This window comes from Streptomyces sp. NPDC018019, from assembly GCF_044327805.1.
Taxonomy (GTDB): Bacteria; Actinomycetota; Actinomycetes; order Streptomycetales; family Streptomycetaceae; genus Streptomyces.
Genome location: NZ_JBIRGD010000005.1, coordinates 35775 through 52738 on the forward strand (window position 1 = coordinate 35775; position 16964 = coordinate 52738).

Genomic DNA, 16964 nt, shown 5'->3' on the forward strand with positions numbered 1-16964 from the left:
TGGACCGCGGAACGCCGTACGGACCGGCGCGCGGCGGACCGCGCACAACCTAGAGGCGGCGGTGACGGGAGGCAACGGGCGGGGACGAAGTTGTTCCGGAGGCGCGTGTTCCCGGCCCGTTCGCGGGCCCGGACGCGGGTCCGCGGCGGTACGGGCGACGGCCGCCGCGTGTGGGGGTCGCGGCGGCCGTCACTGTGAGCTGCGCCGCTGTGGTCGGCTTGTGGCCCCCTCGGTGGTGCAGCATGAAAGGCACTCTGCCCGCGGGCGCCACCTCACGGCATCCTCCGCAGGTCGTGCACCGACCCCCGCCGTCCGGCGGGGGTGGCACGGCGGCGGCGGGCAGGCCCGAGGACCCGAACCAGGAAGGGGCGGCCGGTGATCCGTGTCGCGGTGGTGGACGACGAGCGGCTGGTCAGATCCGGGCTGCGGATGATCCTGGGCACCGCCCCGGACATCGAGCTGGTCGCGGACTGCGGCGGCGCCGAGGCCGTGGACGCGGTGCTGGACAACGCGGCGGACGTCGTCCTGCTCGACATCCGGATGCCGGACGTGGACGGGCTGACCGTGCTGCGCCGGCTGCGCGCCGCCCCCGAACCTCCCGCGGTGGCCATGCTGACCACGTTCGACGCGCAGGAGTACCTGACCGCGGCGCTGCGCGAGGGCGCGGCCGGGTTCCTGCTCAAGGACTCCGACCCCGAGCAACTCGTGCGGGCCGTACGCACGCTGGCCGGGGGCGGCAGCGTGCTGGACCCGGGCGTCACCCGGGCCGTGATCGGCGGCTATCTCACCGCCGAGGACCAGGCCGCGGCGGTCCGCGCCGTACGGGCGCTGACCCCGCGCGAGTCCGAGGTGCTGGCCCTGCTGGGCGAGGGCCTGGGCAACGCGCGGATCGCCGAGCGGATGGGGCTGGCGCCGAGCACGGTCAAGGACCACGTACGGGCGCTGCTGGGCAAGCTGGGCGGGCTCAACCGCGTCCAGGCGGCGATCCTCGCGGACCGTGCGGGGCTGGTCTCGGGCGGGCCGCGGTGACGGCGTCCGGCGGCCTGCCCGGCGGCATACGCCGGGCCGTGTCCCTCGCCGTGCCGCTGCTCCTGTCCATGGTGGACGCCTTCCTCGTCAACGGTCTGGACCTGGGCCTGGAGTTGGGCGTCTCGCTGGTCGCCGCCGCCGCGCTGCTGCTGCGGCGCCGGCTGCCGCTCACCGTCTTCCTGGTCACGCTCCCCGGCCTGTACATCGGCTACATCTGGTTCGCGCCGATGATCGCCCTCTACACGCTCGCCGTGCTCCGGGCCGGCCGGGCCCGGCTCGGCGTCTGCGCCGTCCTGCTGGTCGCCGCGCACTTCCTGCCGTACCCGCTCTCGGACCTGGACCCGGGCGCGTACCGCGAGAACGCGCAGGTGCTGATCGACGCGACGGTCACCTCGGCCGCGCCCATCGCACTGGGCCTGCTGGTGCGCACCCGCCGGGAACTCGCCGCGCGGGTCGCCGACCTGACCGACAGCCTGCGCCGCGAGGACCGGCTGATCGCGGACCGGGTCCTGGCGACCGAGCGGGCCCGGCTGGCCCGCGAGATGCACGACGTGGTGGCCCACCAGGTCAGCCTGATCAGCCTGCAGGCCGGAGCGGTGCAGGTCAGCACCGGGGAGGAGGCCGCGCGCGAGTCGGCCCGTACGATCCGTGAGCTGTCCGTGCAGACGCTGGACGAGCTGCGGCACATGGTCGGCATCCTGCGGGCGGCCGGCGGCGGCACCGCGGACGCCCGGGAACTGGCGCCGCAGCCGGACCTCGCCGAACTGCCGCGGCTGATCGAGCGGAGCGCGCTGGACGTCGTGTACGAGCACGAGGTGCCGGACGGGGCCTGCGGCGCGAAGGCCGTGGAACGGGCGGCGTTCCGCACGGTCCAGGAGGCGCTGACGAACGTACGCAAGCACGCGCCGGGAGCGCGGGTCCGGGTCCGGGTCGCGGCGGTGACCGGCGGACAGGCGGCCGACGGGGACGGGCCGGGTGCCCCGCGCGGCCTGCGGGTGGAGGTGCGCAACGGCCCGCCGGACGCCTCGGCGCCCGCGCCGGCGCTCCCGGGCGGCGGCCACGGGCTGGTCGGCCTGCGCGAACGCGCCCAGAGCCTGGGCGGCCTGCTGGAGGCCGGACACACGGCGGACGGCGGGTTCCTGGTGCGGGCGGAATTTCCGGGCGAGGTGGGGTGAGGGATTCGGGAGAACGATGGCGTTATGCCGGTTTTTTCAGTTCTAGCCGATTCTTCAGCTCTCGCCGCAAATGAGGTTTACGTGACTCGTGCGCCCCGGAGACGTGGCAGGAGGTGACCGGCGCGCAACTCTTTGCAACGCGGAAGGGAATGCGCGACCCACCCGCGCGGGCCCCGGTGAGGAGCTACGCGGAAAGCGGGGCCGCCGCCTCGTCGACGGCCGTGTTCAGGTCCGGGTAGACCTCGAAGAGGCGGCGCACGCCGAGTGCCGCGAGCACCCGGTTGACGTGCGAGCCGTCCACCGCGCCCTGTGCCGGGAGGATCAGCCGCAGCCGCCCCTGGCAGGACCGCATCAGCCGGCGGGCCGCGATCAGCACGCCGACGCCGCTGGAGTCGCAGAACCGGACCTCGGAGAGGTCGAGGACCAGGCTGCGGCGGCCCTCGGCGACCGCGTCGTGCACGTGCTGGCGCACCGCCGGCGATGTGACCAGGTCCATCTCGCCGGAGACCTGCAGTACGGCCCAGCGGCCCTGCTCGCCTTCTGCCACCTTCAACGACACGCGCTCGAAGCCTTTCGCTCGCTTGCGGACGGACACCCCCCGGAACCAACCGGAATGCGCCCTTCCCGCCTCGACTGCCCGGCCGTTCTCCCCTGAAACTCTTCAGAATTGTTTGCGCAACGGGCTGTTCCCCTCCAAGGCTATGCCCAGTGAACGGGGAACTTTCTCCTGGAACCGGTCACACACGGATAACACATCGGCAGATACAGAAGCGAACGGTCGCGCTTCGATCCCCAACGAACGGGCATTACCACCTAACGTGACCGTCTCCATACCATCCGTCAGCGGCCCGCAGTGCGGGTTTGCGGCAAAGGGGCGTCAATGTCGGACCGGAGCACTACATTCGATGGCACGGTGGAGCGCGGTGCCGCGGCAGGGCACGGCGGTGGCGAAGGGTGGGGCCGGATGGGACATGACGCACCGCCGCGCTGGGACAGGCGGATGCAGCAGCGGCTGGCGCGCGGCGAGGCGGCCGCGCTCGGTGAGCTGTACGACCGCTTCGCTTCGCTTGTGCACAGCCTTGCCCGCCGGGTGCTGGGGGACGAAGCCGCCGCCGACCGCATCACCCGTGAGGTCTTCGGCTACATCTGGGAGAACCCCGACTCCTACGACCCCAAGCAGGGCTCGCTGCGCTCCTGGGTGGCCCAGCTCGCCCACCGCCAGTCCGTGCACCGGCTGCGCCAGGCCGGGACCGCCGCCGCCCTGGACCGCGGCGCGGACGCCCCCGAGCCCGCCGAGACCGAGCGCCAGATCCGCGAGGCGTCCACCGCCGCCCGCGCCGACTACATCGTCACGTCCATGCCCGCCCCGCTGCGCGCCGCACTGGAACTGGCGTACTTCCAGCGCCGTGACTACCGCCAGACCGCCGCCGACCTGGGCGTCACCGAGGACGAGGCACGGCGCCGGCTCCGCCTGGGCCTCCAGTTACTGTCCACCGCGCACAACCACCGGACGCTGCCGCCCGGCCCGCCGCGCGGCAGCGGATGCGGACGGCAGCCGTGAACGGCCCGGAGGGGTGGGACCGGTACGACCCGCACGACGGCCAGGGCCCGCGCGAGCCGGGCGGCCCGCAGGGGCCGGGCACCGGCGGCGCCTCCCCTTCCGGCAACCGGCCGCGCATACCGGCCCCGCGCACCGCCGCGGAGGACGACGGACCGCTGCCCGACGCGCCACCGCCCGCGGCGCCGGACGTCCGTACGGACGCCGTGGACCAGCCCGCGGCCCCCGCCGCCCCGGACCGCGCCGCGGCCCCGCCTCCCCCGCACCGGGTCCTGAAGTCGCTGCTCGGCGCCTGGGCCCTGGCGGCCTGCTCCGCCGAGGAGACGGCCGCCGTCGAGGAACACCTCACGGACTGCGCGGCCTGTGCGGACGAGGCGCTGCGCCTGCGCGACGCGGTCGGCCTGCTGCACCCGGCCGACCCGCTCGACCTGGACCCGCTGCTGCGCTCGCGCGTGCTGGAGGGCTGTCTCGGGCGGCGTCCGGCGCGTATCCCGGTGCCCGAGTGGGCGGCGCCGTACGACGCCGAGACGGCGAAGCTGGACGCCCTGCTGAGCGACATGGGCGAGGCGGAGTGGCGGGCACCGGTGCGGCTGCGCTGGTTCGAGGACGAGCGGCCGGCCGAGCGGCGGACCACCGTCGCCGGGGTCATCGGGCATCTGATGGCGGTGGACGGCCTGGTGGCCGCCGCGCTGGGGCTGGGCGACCCGCTGGGCGCCGCGGCCCCGCCCGGACCGGCCGGGCCCTCCGACCGTACGGAAGCCTGCTGGCAGGCGCTTGCGGACGGCCGGGCCCCGCACGCCACCCGCGCCCCGTGGCGTGACCAGAGCCACACCCTGATCCGGACGGTGTCCTTCGCGGGCCGCGGGGTCGCCGAACTGTCCGTGCCGTACGGGGACGTGCGGCTGCCGCTGCGCGACTCCTTCCTGGACCGCGCCTTCGAGTGCTGGGTGCACGCGGGCGACATCGCCGACGCGGTGGACTATCCGTACGAGCCGCCCGCCGCCGGGCATCTGCACCTGATGGTCGACCTGGCGGCCCGGCTGCTGCCCGCCGTGCTGGCCGGCCGGCGCCGGGCCGGGCTGGCGACGCCGCCGCAGCGCCTGGTCGAGGCGGGCGCGCCCGGCCGTACGCTGCATCTGGAAGTGGAGGGGTCCGGCGGCGGTCACTGGTACATAGCCCTGGACTCGCCGGCCGCGCTCGGCACCCCGGACCGCACGGTCGCGCACATCGCGCTGGACAGCATCGAGTTCTGCCAGCTGGCGGCCGGGCACGTACCGCCCCAGGAGGCGGCCGCCGGACAGCACGGCGAACCGGCGGCGATCCGCGACGTGCTGTTCGCGACGGCCTCGCTGTCCCGAATGTGAGGACGCCTGAGCGCGGGCCGGCCGGCCCGCGGCGGATTACGCGAAGACGACGGTGCGCGTGCCGTTGAGCAGGACGCGGCGCTCGCTGTGCCACTTCACGGCACGCGCCAGCGCCTGGCACTCCACGTCCCGGCCGACGGCCACGAGCTGGTCCGGCGTGACGCCGTGGCCGACGCGCTCGACCTCCTGCTCGATGATCGGGCCCTCGTCGAGGTCCGCCGTCACGTAGTGCGCGGTGGCGCCGATCAGCTTGACGCCGCGGGCGTGCGCCTGGTGGTAGGGCTTGGCGCCCTTGAAGCTCGGCAGGAAGGAGTGGTGGATGTTGATGATCCGCCCGGACAGCGCCTTGCAGAGGTCGTCGGAGAGCACCTGCATGTAGCGGGCCAGCACGACCAGCTCGACGTTCTCCTCGCGCACCAGCTCCAGCAGCCGCGCCTCGGCGGCGGCCTTGGTGTCCTTGGTCACCGGGATGTGGTGGAAGGGGATGTCGTACGAGCCGACCAGCTCGGCGAAGTCCGTGTGGTTGGAGACCACGGCCGCGATCTCGACCGGCAGCGCGCCGATCCGGGAGCGGAAGAGCAGGTCGTTGAGGCAGTGCCCGAACTTGGACACCATGAGGATGACGCGCATCTTCTCGTCGGCACGGTGGATCTGCCAGTCCATCTGGAAGGAGTCGCCGACCGCGGCGAAGCTGGCGCGCAGCTTCTCCAGGCTGACCGTCGCGTCCGCGGTGAAGTGGACGCGCATGAAGAAGAGCCCGGTGTCGTGGTCCCCGAACTGCTGGCTGTCCTCGATGTTGCACCCGGTCATGAACAGATAGCTGGACACCGCGTGCACGATGCCCTGCTTGTCCGGGCAGGACAGGGTGAGGACGTACTGGTCGGGGGTACCGGACTGCGAGGCGCTCATGACCTCATAGGGTCGCACATTCCCGGCGGTGCTCCGTCCCGCCGTCTCGCACCGGCCGCCGGGACCGGCTCCCGCGCCCGCCTCAGACCGACGCCTGCGTCATGATCGCCAGCACTTCCAGCGAGTGCGGCGGCGCGTCCGGATCATCGCCGTCCGCCGTCGCCATCCGTACGTGCGCGTCGCGCGCGGCCCGTACCGCCTCCGCCCAGCCGTGGTGCTCCAGGTAGGCGGTCACCGGGGCGTCCGGGCCGACCTGGTGCATGATGCGCAGCACCCGCAGCACGGCGACGTCCACCAGGGACGCCTCCTGGGAATCGCGGAAGATCGTGCCCACGTACTTCTCGGCGGACCAGTTGTCCAGCCAGGTGTCCTCGACGAGCCGGTAGACGGCGTCGGTGACGTCCCCGTACCCCGGGCGGCCGGCCAGCCAGGTCTCCTGCTGGAAGCCGGGGTCGGAGAGCATGTGCAGCGCGGAGCGCACATTGCTGCGCCAGCGCCACCACGGCATGTCGTTGAGCGGCATGGCGCCCATGGTGGTCGAGCGGCGGCCGCGACGGGAAGACTTCTCCGAACCTTGCACAGTATTCGATCGTACGTTCTCGACCGTTGATCATCCGCGGACCCCCGGAGTTCACCCCGCCGTCACGTTCCGGTCCGCTGTCGTCACTCACGCGTTCCGGGCGAACCGGAATGCTCCGTGCCCATGACCGGACGGCGACGCCCCTCCCCCCGCCCCTTCCCCCGCGCCTCCGCAGCCGTCACGGCTGTCACGGCCTGTACGGCGGTCCTGGCGTCACTGCTCGCGGCCTGCGGCTCCCTCCCCGGCGCCTCCGGGAACTCCGGGGAGAAGGAGCCGCTCACGGTCATGACCTGGGCCCCGGTGGACACCAAGGCGACCAACATGCCGGGCATGCCGGCCATGGCGCAGGCGTACGCGCGCTGGGTCAACGCCCACGGCGGCATCGACGGCCACCGGCTGAAGGTCCTCACCTGCAACGACCACAACGATTCGGTGGCCGCCGCGCGCTGCGCGCAGCGCGCGGTCGACGCCGGGGCGGTCGCGGTCGTCGGCTCGTACAGCCAGTTCGGCCGCTCGTTCATCTCGCCGCTGGAGATTCACGGCATCCCCTACATCGGCGGGTACGGCGCCTCCGACGAGGAGTTCGCCAGCATGCTGTCGTACCCCGTCAACGGCGGGCAGGCGGCGCTCCTGGCGGGCAACGGACGCCAGCTGGCGAGCGTCTGCGACCGGGTCGCGCTGGTGCGCCCGGACACCATCCAGGGCGACCAGATGCCCGCCCTGCTCAGCGCGGGCCTGGCCGACGGCAGCCGCGGCGCCGCCCAGGACATCCGCGCGCCCGAGGACGGCACCGACTACGACGCCGCGGCCCGGCGCGCCCTGGACGCGGTCGGCGCCTCGTCGGGCGGGCCCGGAGGCGCGAAGGGGGCGGGCGGCTGTGTGACCGCCGCCCTGGGCGAGCGCACCGACACGTTCTTCGACTCCTTCCGGCGCCTGCAGCCCGACGGCTCCAAGGTGCGCATCGCCTCGGTGCTGGGCAGCGTCGGGCAGGCGCTGGTGGACCGTACGGGCGGCCGGTCCGGGCCGCTGGAAGGCGCGTACCTGACCGGCTGGTACCCGGTCGCGAGCGACGCGCGCTGGAACCCCATGCGCAAGGTCATCGACGACCACGCCTTCGGCGACAACCGCATCGACCCGGCCGACCCGGGCGTGCAGACCACGTGGATCGCCTACACGGTGCTGCGCGCGGTCATCGAGCAGCTCGGCGAGGAGGGCGTCGGGGAGATCACGGCGCACACCGTGCAGCAGGCGCTGGACCGCGGCGACCGGGCCGTGGACACCGGCGGTCTGACGCCGGAGCTGCGCTGGCGCTCCGACGGCATGCTCGCGGTGCCGGACTTCCCGCGCACGGTGAACGGCCTGGTCACCTATCAGGCCGTGCGGGACGGGCGGCTGGTGGCGGCGAAACAGGGCTTCACGGACGTCACCCGGACGCTGGAACGGCCGCGCGGGGACGGGTGACGGGCGCCGGGTTCCTCGCCACTGGTCGGCAGCGGTGGCGGCCGGTGCCGTCGCCGCCGCGGGCCTCAGAGCTGTTCCGGACGGCGTTCGGTCAGGCCGTACTTCTGCGCGATCGGGTTCCACAGCTTCGCCGCCTGCTGCTTGGCCTTCGTGGCCCGCCCGCTGGCCGCGTTGCCCTGGCCGGCCTCCTTGCCGCCGCGCGCCTTGCCCTTGGGGCAGCCGTTCTTGCCCTTGACCTGGCCGGCCCAGGCCGCGTAGTGGTTGTCGGCCGCGGCGGAGGACTTCCACGCGTCGTTGAGCGACGCGGTCAGCTCGCCGCTGCCGGGCAGCTTGTCGACGGAGAGCTTGGCCAGCCGGCTCACCAGCTGGTTGCGCTGCGCGGCGGCGTCCCGCAGGTCCTTGGCCGCGCCGTCGAGGTTGTCGCACGACTTGATGCTGTTGACCGCGCCGATCACCGCGGCGCGGCTGTTGTTGCTGTCCTTCAGGAGCGCGTCGAGGTCCTTGGCCTGTGCGGCCACCGGGTCGGCGGACGGCGGCTGTTCCTGGGCGTCCTTGTCGCCCTGGCCGGCCTTGTCGTCCTTGCCCGCGCCGGATGTCCCGCCGCTCTCCTGCTTGTTGTTTGCGGCGCCGTCCTCGCCGCCTCCGCTGAGCGCCCAGCCGACGCCCAGACCGGCCCCCGCCAGGGCGACCACAGCGATGCCGATGACCGCGGCGGGCGCCAGGCGCCGGCGCTTGCCACCGCCGTCCTGCCCGGGGCCCGGCTGCGGTGCGTACTGGTCGTACTGCTGCCGGCCGGGCGGCTGTTGGCCGTAGGGCTGCTGACCGTACGGTCCCGGCTGCTCCGCATCGTCGAAGCGCGGCAGCGGCGCGGTCGCGTCCGGGACGCCGCCCGCGGCACCGGCCGGGGCGGCCCCGCCGGGCCCGGAGCGGAACAGGCCGTCGAACTCGGCCGGTGTCGCGCGGTCGCCGGGTGCGCCGGGTGCCCCGGGCCGTGCGCCGAAGGGGGCGCCCGGGGGCGGGGTGGGCGTGCCGGCGCCGACCGGCGGTATGAGCTGGGTGGCCTCGGAGTCCGCAGCGGGCTGGGCTGGCTGCCCCGGGCCGGGCTGCGGACCGGGCTGCGGGCCCGGCTTGACCGGTCGCAGCGTACGGGTGGACTCGCTGGGCGTTTCGGGACGGGCGCCCGCGGCCCGGGGGCCGGCGGCACCGGGCATCGGGCCGGGCTGCCCGTGCCGGCCGCCCTGCGCGTTTCCGCCCGTACGCCCGGACTGCCCGCCGATCGGGCGCAGCAGCGCCGTCGCTTCGGGGTCGCCCGCGGCGGGCGGCATCGGCGCACCGGCCTGCGGTGTCGCGGGGACGATCTGACCGTGCGCCGCCGGCCGGCCTTCAGGGGGCAGCGGGCCGCCCGACTGCGCGTCGAACGGCGGGATCAGCGCGGTGGCTTCCATGTCCGGGGACGGCGCCTGGCCGCCCGGCGCGCCCTGGTTCGGCAGGGGCGGCTGTGCCTGGGGAGGCAGCGGCATGGCAGCCGGGGGCTGTTGCCGGAGCGGCGGCTGCGGCTGCGGCTGCTGTGCCACAGGAGCCACCGGGGGCACCGGCGGTGCGGGCGGCTGCTGGGCGAAAGGCTGGGCGTGCGGGGGCTGCTGACCGTACGGCGGCTGCTCCGGTGCGAACGGCTGCGGCCGGCCGTAGGGCGGCTGAGCGGGGGCCTGCGGGCCGGGCATCGACTGGCCGGGCATCGGCGGCTGTCCGGGCACCGGCCGGCCGGTGGGCTGCTGTCCCGCAATCGGCTGCCCTGTGGATTGCTGCCCGGGCATCGGCTGCCCCGTGGGCTGCTGCCCCGGTACCTGCTGTCCGGGTATCGGCTGGCCAGCGGGCTGCTGCCCCGGTACCTGCTGCCCGGGCATCGGCTGCCCCGTGGGCTGCTGCCCCGGTACCTGCTGGCCCGAAGGCTGCTGGTCCGGCCCCCATGGCTGCCCCCACGGCTGGCCCGCGGGCGGTGCGGCCTGCTGACCGGGGACCCACGGATCACCGTGAGCGGGTAGCACAACGCCCTCTCGCGCGGGCTCGCCCGCAGGATTGTGCGGGTCGTTGCCCTGTCCGCTCTGCGTCACCGGGACTCCTACGATCTGCTGACTTACGGAAGCGTCGGTCACGCTACCGGGTCGCCGTCGCGTTCGACCATGTCCCCTGGTCACCGCCGGTGCGGACGCGTGGAGCGGCACCGGGCGGGCCGTGGTGGCCCGCCCGGCGCGGAAGGACGAGGCGGCCCGCGTGCCGACGAGCCCTCCCCCGGCTGCGACGGGCCGCGAGTCCGCTACGCGGCTGCCCGCAATTCCAGCCGGGCACCGAACTCCCGCACCACCGGCTCGTCCCGGTACGGCTCCAGCCGCAGCTGGAAGTCCTCCAGGTACTCCGCGCCACGGTTCGAACGCAGCCCGCTCAGCAACTCCACGGCCTGGGTGCCCGTGTGGCACGCCTGCTCGATCTCGCGCTGCTGCACCTGCGCGCTGGCCAGCAGCACCAGCCCGATGGCGCGGCGCCGCGCCCGCCCCTCGGGGTGGCCGTCCACCGCTTCCTGTGCGCGCTGACGGGCCGCGTTCGCCTGCCCCAAGTCACGGTGGCAGTGCGCGAGTTCATCGGCGAGGTACGCCTCGTCGAAGTGCGCGATCCAGGCCGGGTCGTCGCTGCTCCCGGAGGAGCCCCCGGCACGTTCCATCGCGCCCACGGCCCGGCCCGCCACGACCTGGAAGGCCCGCGCGTCACCCATCAGGGCGTGCCCGCGCGCTTCCGCGGCGAAGAACATCGCCTCCGCGCGCGGCGTGACGTGCCCGCGCGCGCCTTCCTGCGCGGCCTTGGCGAGCTGCGCGATCTCCCTGGGGTTGCCCAGCGAGGCGGCGAGGTGGCTCATGCTGGCGGCCAGTACGTAACCGCCGTACCCCCGGTCGCCCGCCGCCTGGGCCAGCCGCAGCGCCTGGATGTAGTAGCGCTGCGCCAGCCCCGGCTGGCCGGTGTCGACGGCCATGTAGCCGCCCAGTTCGGTCAGCCGGGCGACGGCCGCGAACAGTTCGCGGCCGACCGACTCCCGGTACGAGCCGGCCAGCAGCCCGGAGACGACGCTGTTGAGGTAGTGGACGACGACCGGCCGGACGTGGCCGCTGCCGTAGCGGTGGTCCAGTTCGCTCAGGGCCGTGGTCATGGCCCGTACGGCTTCCACGTCCGAGATGCCCACCCGGGCACCGGCGTTGCGCGCCACCTGGGGGTCGGCGCTGGTGATGAGCCAGTCGCGGCTCGGTTCGACCAGCGCGGACGCGGCCACGGTGGAGCCGCTGAGGAAGTCGCGGCGGCCGACGTCGCTGCGCCACAGCTCACAGACCTGCTCGATCGCGCCGAGGACCGTGGGCGAGAACTGCAGCCCCACACCGGAGGCGAGGTTCTTGCCGTCGGCCATCCCGATCTCGTCGATGGTGACCGTGCGCCCCAGTTTGCGCCCCAGCGCCTCCGCGATGATGGCCGGGGCCCGGCCGCGCGGTTGCTGGCCGCGCAGCCAGCGGGCGACCGAGGTCTTGTCGTAGCGCAGGTCCAGGCCGTGTTCGGCGCCGCACATGTTGACGCGGCGGGCGAGTCCGGCGTTGGAACAGGCGGCTTCCTGGATGAGCGCCTGCAGCCGTTCGTTCGGCTGCCGCGCGACGAGTGGCCTGGCGGCCATGCTGCACCCCCTGATTACTGCTGCGCGTTCACCAGCGAACGCCGTACCCGTTGATCGATTCCCCGCGCATATGCCGGATATCCGGGATATCTCGGATGTGCGTCATGTCCGCCGAAGCCTTGACATTCCCGGAACGGAGCGGACGGACCGGCCGGCCGGCGGATCGCTCCGCCGGATTGCGGTGTCCGGCAGTCCCTGCTGCTCCGGTCCGAGGCCCTGCCGTACGGGCCCGGCTCCTGCTGCTCCGGTCTTCGGTGGGACGGTGATTCCGGGGAATCGACGAACCGGCACCCGGCGTGCGGTGCCCGCGTTCTGCTCGCGGCGCCGCCGCCCCGGACGGACCCGGCGTGCGCTCCGGGAACCGTCACGGCCGTGCCGCGGCCTTGCCGCCGGGCGGCCTCTCCGCCCGTCACGCAGGTGGCTACCCGTTCTCCGGACGCCACCCCGCACGCGCCCCCGGACATGCTTCCATGCGCCCCACGTGCGGGAACGATGCGCCGGGGTGGTGCACGTGTCGGCCGTAACCCTTGGTGACAGGGAAAGTTGTCCTCCACGTGAAAGACACCATCGGAGTCACAGGAGCCTCTCAGGTCACCGAACAGCGTGGCGAGCTGTTGATCGAAACTGCGGTGCGTTACGCGGAAGAGCGGCATTGGGACGTCTTGCCCGGCGCATGGCTCGAAGACGAGGGCGAGGTGCCGCGCTGCTCGTGCGGCGCGGTGGACTGCGCCGCGCCCGGCGCGCACCCCACGGCCCCCGGCTGGGCCGGCCAGGCCACCGGCAGCGCGACGGCCGCCCGCCGTCTGTGGAACAAGAACCCCCGCGCCTCGATCCTGCTGCCGACAGGCCGTACGTTCGAAGCACTCGACGTGTCCGAGTCGGCCGGCTGCCTGGCGCTGGCCCGGATGGAGCGCATGGGCCTGCAACTCGGCCCGGTCACCAGCACCCCTGGCCGCCGGATGCTCTTCTTCGTCCTGCCCGGGGCCTCGGTCAAGGTGCCCGACCTGGTGCGGCACTTGGGCTGGGCGCCCGCGGCGCTGGACCTGATCACGCGCGGGGACGGCGATTACGTCGCCGCGCCGCCGACGCGCATGGGGGCGCACGGAGCGGTGCAGTGGGTGCGCCGGCCCACCGCCGCCAACCGGTGGCTGCCGGACGCGGAGGAGCTGATCAGTCCGCTCGCCTACGCCTGCGGGCGGGAGGCCGCGGCGGCACGGGGGCGGTGAGGCCGCCGGGCCGTCGCCCGCGCCGCCCGAGCCCGGGCGTGGGGCTGTTCGGCCCCCGGGCGTGGGACTGTCCGGCACCGGGCGTGGGACCGCCCAGCCCTGGGCGTGTGCGCCGGGCTTGTGGTCCGCTCCGCGCGCCCCCTGCGCACTCCTCCCGCTCGTCCAACCGGCCGCACGGCCCCGTCGTACACCCGCCCGTATCGTGGACGGCGGACGGGGGCACGACCGGCCCCCGCGGGGACGTGGAAGGGCAGGACCGGTGGCCAACCAACCGGAGCACGACGACCAGCCAATCGCAGCCGGTACCGGGCCGGCCGCACGGCGGGACGGGGCCGCGCCGCCCGCCGTCCGTGTGCAGGGGCTGTGGAAGAAGTACGGCGAGCAGGTCGCCGTCGCGGGGATCGACCTGACGCTGCCCGCGGGCCGGTTCATCGGCCTGGTCGGGCCGAACGGCGCGGGCAAGACCACCACGCTCTCGATGGTGACCGGTCTGCTGCGCCCGGACGCCGGGCAGGTGGAGATCGGCGGCCACGACGTGTGGCAGGACCCGGTCGCGGTGAAGTCCCGGATCGGCGTGCTGCCCGAGGGACTCCGTCTGTTCGAGCGGCTGTCCGGCCGCGAACTGCTGGCGTACATCGGGCGGCTGCGGGGGCTGCCCGGTGCCGAGGTGGACAAGCGCGCCGACCAGCTGCTGGAGGTACTGGACCTGGCCGGCGCCCAGAACAAGCTGGTCGTCGACTACTCGACCGGTATGCGCAAGAAGATCGGCCTGGCGGCGGCGCTGCTGCACAACCCCGAGATCCTCTTCCTGGACGAGCCGTTCGAGGGTGTGGACCCGGTGTCCGCGCAGACCATCCGCGGCGTCCTGGAGCGCTACACCTCCTCCGGGGCCACCGTCGTCTTCTCCAGCCACGTCATGGAACTGGTGGAGTCGCTGTGCGACTGGGTGGCGGTGATCGCCGGCGGGCGGATCAGGTCGGACGGCCCGCTCGCGGAGGTACGCGGTGACGCGCCGACCCTCCAGGACGCGTTCCTCGAACTGGTCGGTGCCAACGGCCGGACCGCCGGGCAGGACCTGGACTGGCTGGGCGGCGGGGGCGCCCGATGACCGCCTCCCCCACCACCGCGCCCCCCACCGGCACCGCCCCCGCGGCACCGGCCGCGTCGCTCACCGCGGTCTTCGTCCGCCTCAAACTGTCCCTGCTGCGCAACGGGCTGCGCCAGTCGTCCGGCCGGACCGCCGTGTACGTGGCGTCGCTGGTGGTGGCACTGCTGTGCGCGGCGGGCATGCTGGTCGGCCTGATCGCCCTGCGGGGCGTCGCGCACGCGGGCGCGCTGGGCGTGCTGCTCGCGGCGCTGCTGGCGCTGGGCTGGGCGGTGATGCCGCTGTTCTTCCCGGCCGGCGACGAGACGCTGGACCCGACGCGGCTGGTCATGCTGCCCCTGCGCCCCCGGCCGCTGATCGTCTCGCTGCTGCTGGCGTCCCTGGTGGGCATCGGCCCGGTCTTCACCCTGGCGCTGGCCGTCGGCTCGGTGATCATGCTGGCGCACGGCGTGGCGGCCGCGGTGGCCGCGGTGTTCGCCGTGGTCCTGGTCATCCTGGTGTGCGTGGCGCTGGCACGGGCCGTGGCCACCGCCAACGTACGGCTGCTGACCAGCCGCCGGGGCCGTGACCTGGCCGTACTGAGCGGCCTGTTCCTCGCGATCGGCGGACAGGTCGTCAACATCGGCTCGCAGAAGCTGTTCGGTTCGGGGGCCGGACTGGCCGCCCTGGAGCCCGTGTCGGACGTGGTGCGGTGGATTCCGCCCGCTTCGGCCGTGGACGCGGTGCAGGCGGCGAGCGAGGGCGCGTACGGACGCGCCGTACTGGGCCTGGTGCTGGCCGCGGTGGCGCTCGCCCTGCTGCTGTGGTGGTGGCAGCGCACGCTGACGACGGTGATGACCTCGCCCGACTCGTCCACCCTCCAGGCCGTCGAGAAGGACAGCGGGCGCAAGCGGAGCACTGCCGGCGGTCTGCAACGGCTGCTGCCGGACAACCGTACCGGCACGGTCATGCTGCGGATGCTGCGCTACGCCTGGCGCGACCCGAAGACCAAGATGGGCTGGGCGATGGCGTACGGCGTGGGCCTGCTGGTGCCGGTCGTCTCCGCCGTCCAGGGCGGCGGCAGCATCTACACGTCGTTCTCGGCGTCGGCCCTGCTGGGCATGCAGATGTACAACCAGTTCGGGCAGGACACCTCGGCGTTCTGGATGGTGGCCTCGACGCTCTCGACGCCGCGCGACGCCTATCTGGAGCTGCGCGGGCGGGCGTTGGGCCTGGCGCTGGCCGGGGTGCCGTTCGTGACGGTGGTCGTGGTCGGCGCGGCGGCCCTGCTCGGGCCGTGGTCGGCGTTCTGGGACGTCTACGGGCTGTCACTGGCGCTGCTCGGTTCGCTGGTGGCGACCGGCGCGCTGGCCTCGGCGCTCTTCCCGTACTCGATCCCCTCGGAGGGCAACAAGAACATCGCGCCCGGCCAGGGGGCCATCGCCTGGTTCAGCCTGTTCGGCGGGATGCTGGTGAGCGCCGTGTTCACGGCCCCGATGGCCGGCCTGACGATCTGGCTGCACGTGGCGGGCCTGCACGGCCTGCTGTGGGTACTGCTGCCGGTGGGGGCGGCGTACGGGATCGGCATCGCGGTCCTGGGGATGCGGGTCGCCGCGCCCCGGGTGGCGGCGCGGCTGCCGGAAATCCTGGCGGCGGTCAGCAAGGGCTGACGGGGCAGGGAGTCCCGGGGCGGGGCGTCCCGCCCCGGGACGCTTGTCCCCAAGTCGACCAGGTCCGAGGGTGTGTGTGACCAGCCGGCCGTACGGCGGGCCGGGGGCACGCTGTCGTGGCGATGGCCTTCGTCGTCGTCCTCGGCACCGTCATCCCCGTCACCGCGTGGGCCGTCGGCCGCTTCGGCACCAAGCGCCTCTACATGCTCGCGTCGGCGGAGGGCCGGGCGGACGCGTGGGCCGCGAGGACCGCTTCTTCCTGCGCGGGGGTGTAGCCGTACGGGAGGGGCGGTTCGCCGCGGGCGCGGTCCCAGGCCAGGACGTCGGCGGCGGTGACCTCCAGTGGCGTCGCGGGAAGGCCCGCGCGGCGGGCACGGGCCGCGCTGCGCTGCTGGGTCGCCCAGTCGCGGCGGATGAGCGGGAACATGGACGGTGCGCCGTCGGGAGAGACCGGGACGATCTCGACCTCGGTGCCCGCCGCCCGCGCGCACGTTCCGATCAGCCCGCCGAGCGTCGTCGGCTCGGCCGGGCCCACCGCCTGGAAGGCGCCGGGGCGGTCGTCGGTGAGCAACTGCACGACCAGGCGCGCCAGATCGCGCGAGTCGACGACCTGCACCGGCTGTGCGGGGTCCCCCGGCAGCGCCACCCGGCCGCCGCGCGCGGCCCGGCGCACCCAGTACGTGAACGTGTCCATCGAGTCGTGCGGCCCGGCCACCTTCCCCGGCCGTACGATCGTCGCCCGCTCGCCGTACCGGGCCGTCACGTCGTCCTCGCAGGCCACCTTGAGCGGGCCGTACGTCTCTCCGCTCAGCTCCTCGGTGTCCCGCACGGGCGGGCGGCGCGGGGTGTCCTCGTCGCTGCCCGGGGCCACTCCCGCATGTTCGTAGACCGCGTGGCTGGAGATGAACAGATACCGGCCGACGCGGTCGCCCAGCGCGTCCATCGCCTGCCCGACGTGTCGCGGGACATAGCCGCTGACGTCCACGACGGCGTCCCAACTGCCCTTCCGGACGGCCGTGTAGTCGCCGGTGTCCCGGTCACCGATGAGCCGGGTCAACCGGGGGAACAGGTCCGGATTGGTACGGCCCCGGCCGAACAGGGTCACCTCGGCGCCGGTACGCACGGCATCCTCGACGATGGCGCGGCCGACGAAGGACGTACCGCCTAGAACAAGAAGGTGCATGCCCCCTGACAGTAGTGGG

General features: G+C 74.1%; 15 protein-coding genes. 9 read left to right on the plus strand and 6 right to left on the minus strand.

Annotated elements, in window-relative coordinates; all coding sequences use genetic code 11:
• The first annotated feature begins 375 nt into the window (after positions 1–375).
• Both ACH4FX_RS10235 and ACH4FX_RS10240 read left to right on the plus strand, forming a co-directional pair.
• Complete coding sequence (locus ACH4FX_RS10235) at positions 376–1029, plus strand: response regulator (protein WP_398477123.1); 654 nt, start codon at positions 376–378, stop codon at positions 1027–1029.
• Positions 1030–1067: 38 nt separating this feature from the next.
• Positions 1068–2204, plus strand: coding sequence for a sensor histidine kinase (locus ACH4FX_RS10240; RefSeq protein ID WP_398477125.1), 1137 nt, complete (start codon positions 1068–1070; stop codon positions 2202–2204).
• A gap of 184 nt (positions 2205–2388) precedes the next feature.
• Here ACH4FX_RS10240 and ACH4FX_RS10245 read toward each other — a convergent pair whose 3' ends face one another.
• Positions 2389–2763 carry an STAS domain-containing protein gene (locus ACH4FX_RS10245; RefSeq protein WP_209282680.1) on the minus strand — a complete coding sequence of 125 codons (375 nt, stop codon included), beginning with the start codon at positions 2761–2763 and terminating at the stop codon, positions 2389–2391.
• A 405-nt stretch (positions 2764–3168) separates the two neighbouring features.
• Here ACH4FX_RS10245 and ACH4FX_RS10250 point away from each other — a divergent pair, with 405 nt between their 5' ends.
• Together ACH4FX_RS10250 and ACH4FX_RS10255 are read left to right on the plus strand one after the other, a co-directional pair.
• Positions 3169–3765 carry a sigma-70 family RNA polymerase sigma factor gene (locus tag ACH4FX_RS10250; protein WP_398477127.1) on the plus strand — a complete coding sequence of 199 codons (597 nt, stop codon included), beginning with the start codon at positions 3169–3171 and terminating at the stop codon, positions 3763–3765.
• Positions 3762–5126, plus strand: coding sequence for a zf-HC2 domain-containing protein (locus ACH4FX_RS10255; protein WP_398477129.1), 1365 nt, complete (start codon positions 3762–3764; stop codon positions 5124–5126). The genes ACH4FX_RS10250 and ACH4FX_RS10255 overlap by 4 nt, the downstream gene beginning before the upstream one ends.
• A 36-nt stretch (positions 5127–5162) precedes the next feature.
• Here ACH4FX_RS10255 and purU read toward each other — a convergent pair whose 3' ends face one another.
• Positions 5163–6035, minus strand: coding sequence for a formyltetrahydrofolate deformylase (gene purU / locus ACH4FX_RS10260; RefSeq protein WP_398477131.1), 873 nt, complete (start codon positions 6033–6035; stop codon positions 5163–5165).
• A gap of 82 nt (positions 6036–6117) precedes the next feature.
• Positions 6118–6558, minus strand: coding sequence for a hypothetical protein (locus tag ACH4FX_RS10265; protein ID WP_398477133.1), 441 nt, complete (start codon positions 6556–6558; stop codon positions 6118–6120).
• Between the two features lie 180 nt (positions 6559–6738).
• On the opposite strand from ACH4FX_RS10265, the gene ACH4FX_RS10270 reads away from it, so the two are divergent.
• Positions 6739–8076: an ABC transporter substrate-binding protein gene (locus ACH4FX_RS10270; RefSeq protein WP_398477135.1), complete on the plus strand. Its 1338-nt coding sequence runs from the start codon at positions 6739–6741 to the stop codon at positions 8074–8076.
• Positions 8077–8141: 65 nt separating this feature from the next.
• Here ACH4FX_RS10270 and ACH4FX_RS10275 read toward each other — a convergent pair whose 3' ends face one another.
• Positions 8142–9596 (minus strand): hypothetical protein, encoded by a 1455-nt coding sequence (locus ACH4FX_RS10275; RefSeq protein WP_398477136.1) that lies wholly within the window; start codon positions 9594–9596, stop codon positions 8142–8144.
• A gap of 15 nt (positions 9597–9611) precedes the next feature.
• On the opposite strand from ACH4FX_RS10275, the gene ACH4FX_RS10280 reads away from it, so the two are divergent.
• A complete protein-coding gene (locus ACH4FX_RS10280) occupies positions 9612–10118 on the plus strand; it encodes a hypothetical protein (protein ID WP_398477138.1) in 507 nt (168 codons plus the stop codon).
• 272 nt (positions 10119–10390) lie between these two features.
• On the opposite strand, the gene ACH4FX_RS10285 is transcribed toward ACH4FX_RS10280, so the two are convergent.
• Positions 10391–11782 carry a transcriptional regulator gene (locus ACH4FX_RS10285; RefSeq protein WP_398477140.1) on the minus strand — a complete coding sequence of 464 codons (1392 nt, stop codon included), beginning with the start codon at positions 11780–11782 and terminating at the stop codon, positions 10391–10393.
• Positions 11783–12336: 554 nt separating this feature from the next.
• Here ACH4FX_RS10285 and ACH4FX_RS10290 point away from each other — a divergent pair.
• The 3 genes from ACH4FX_RS10290 (at position 12337) to ACH4FX_RS10300 (ending at position 15762) form a co-directional block, all read left to right on the plus strand.
• Positions 12337–13008: a bifunctional DNA primase/polymerase gene (locus ACH4FX_RS10290; RefSeq protein ID WP_398477142.1), complete on the plus strand. Its 672-nt coding sequence runs from the start codon at positions 12337–12339 to the stop codon at positions 13006–13008.
• A gap of 292 nt (positions 13009–13300) precedes the next feature.
• Entirely contained in the window at positions 13301–14116 is an 816-nt protein-coding gene (locus ACH4FX_RS10295; protein ID WP_398477692.1) for an ABC transporter ATP-binding protein, read from the plus strand.
• Positions 14113–15762 (plus strand): transporter, encoded by a 1650-nt coding sequence (locus ACH4FX_RS10300; RefSeq protein ID WP_398477144.1) that lies wholly within the window; start codon positions 14113–14115, stop codon positions 15760–15762. The genes ACH4FX_RS10295 and ACH4FX_RS10300 overlap by 4 nt, the downstream gene beginning before the upstream one ends.
• 199 nt (positions 15763–15961) lie before the next feature.
• Here the strand turns inward: ACH4FX_RS10300 and ACH4FX_RS10305 are convergent, their stop codons facing one another.
• A complete protein-coding gene (locus ACH4FX_RS10305) occupies positions 15962–16945 on the minus strand; it encodes an NAD-dependent epimerase/dehydratase family protein (protein ID WP_398477146.1) in 984 nt (327 codons plus the stop codon).
• Between the last annotated feature and the right edge of the window lie 19 nt (positions 16946–16964).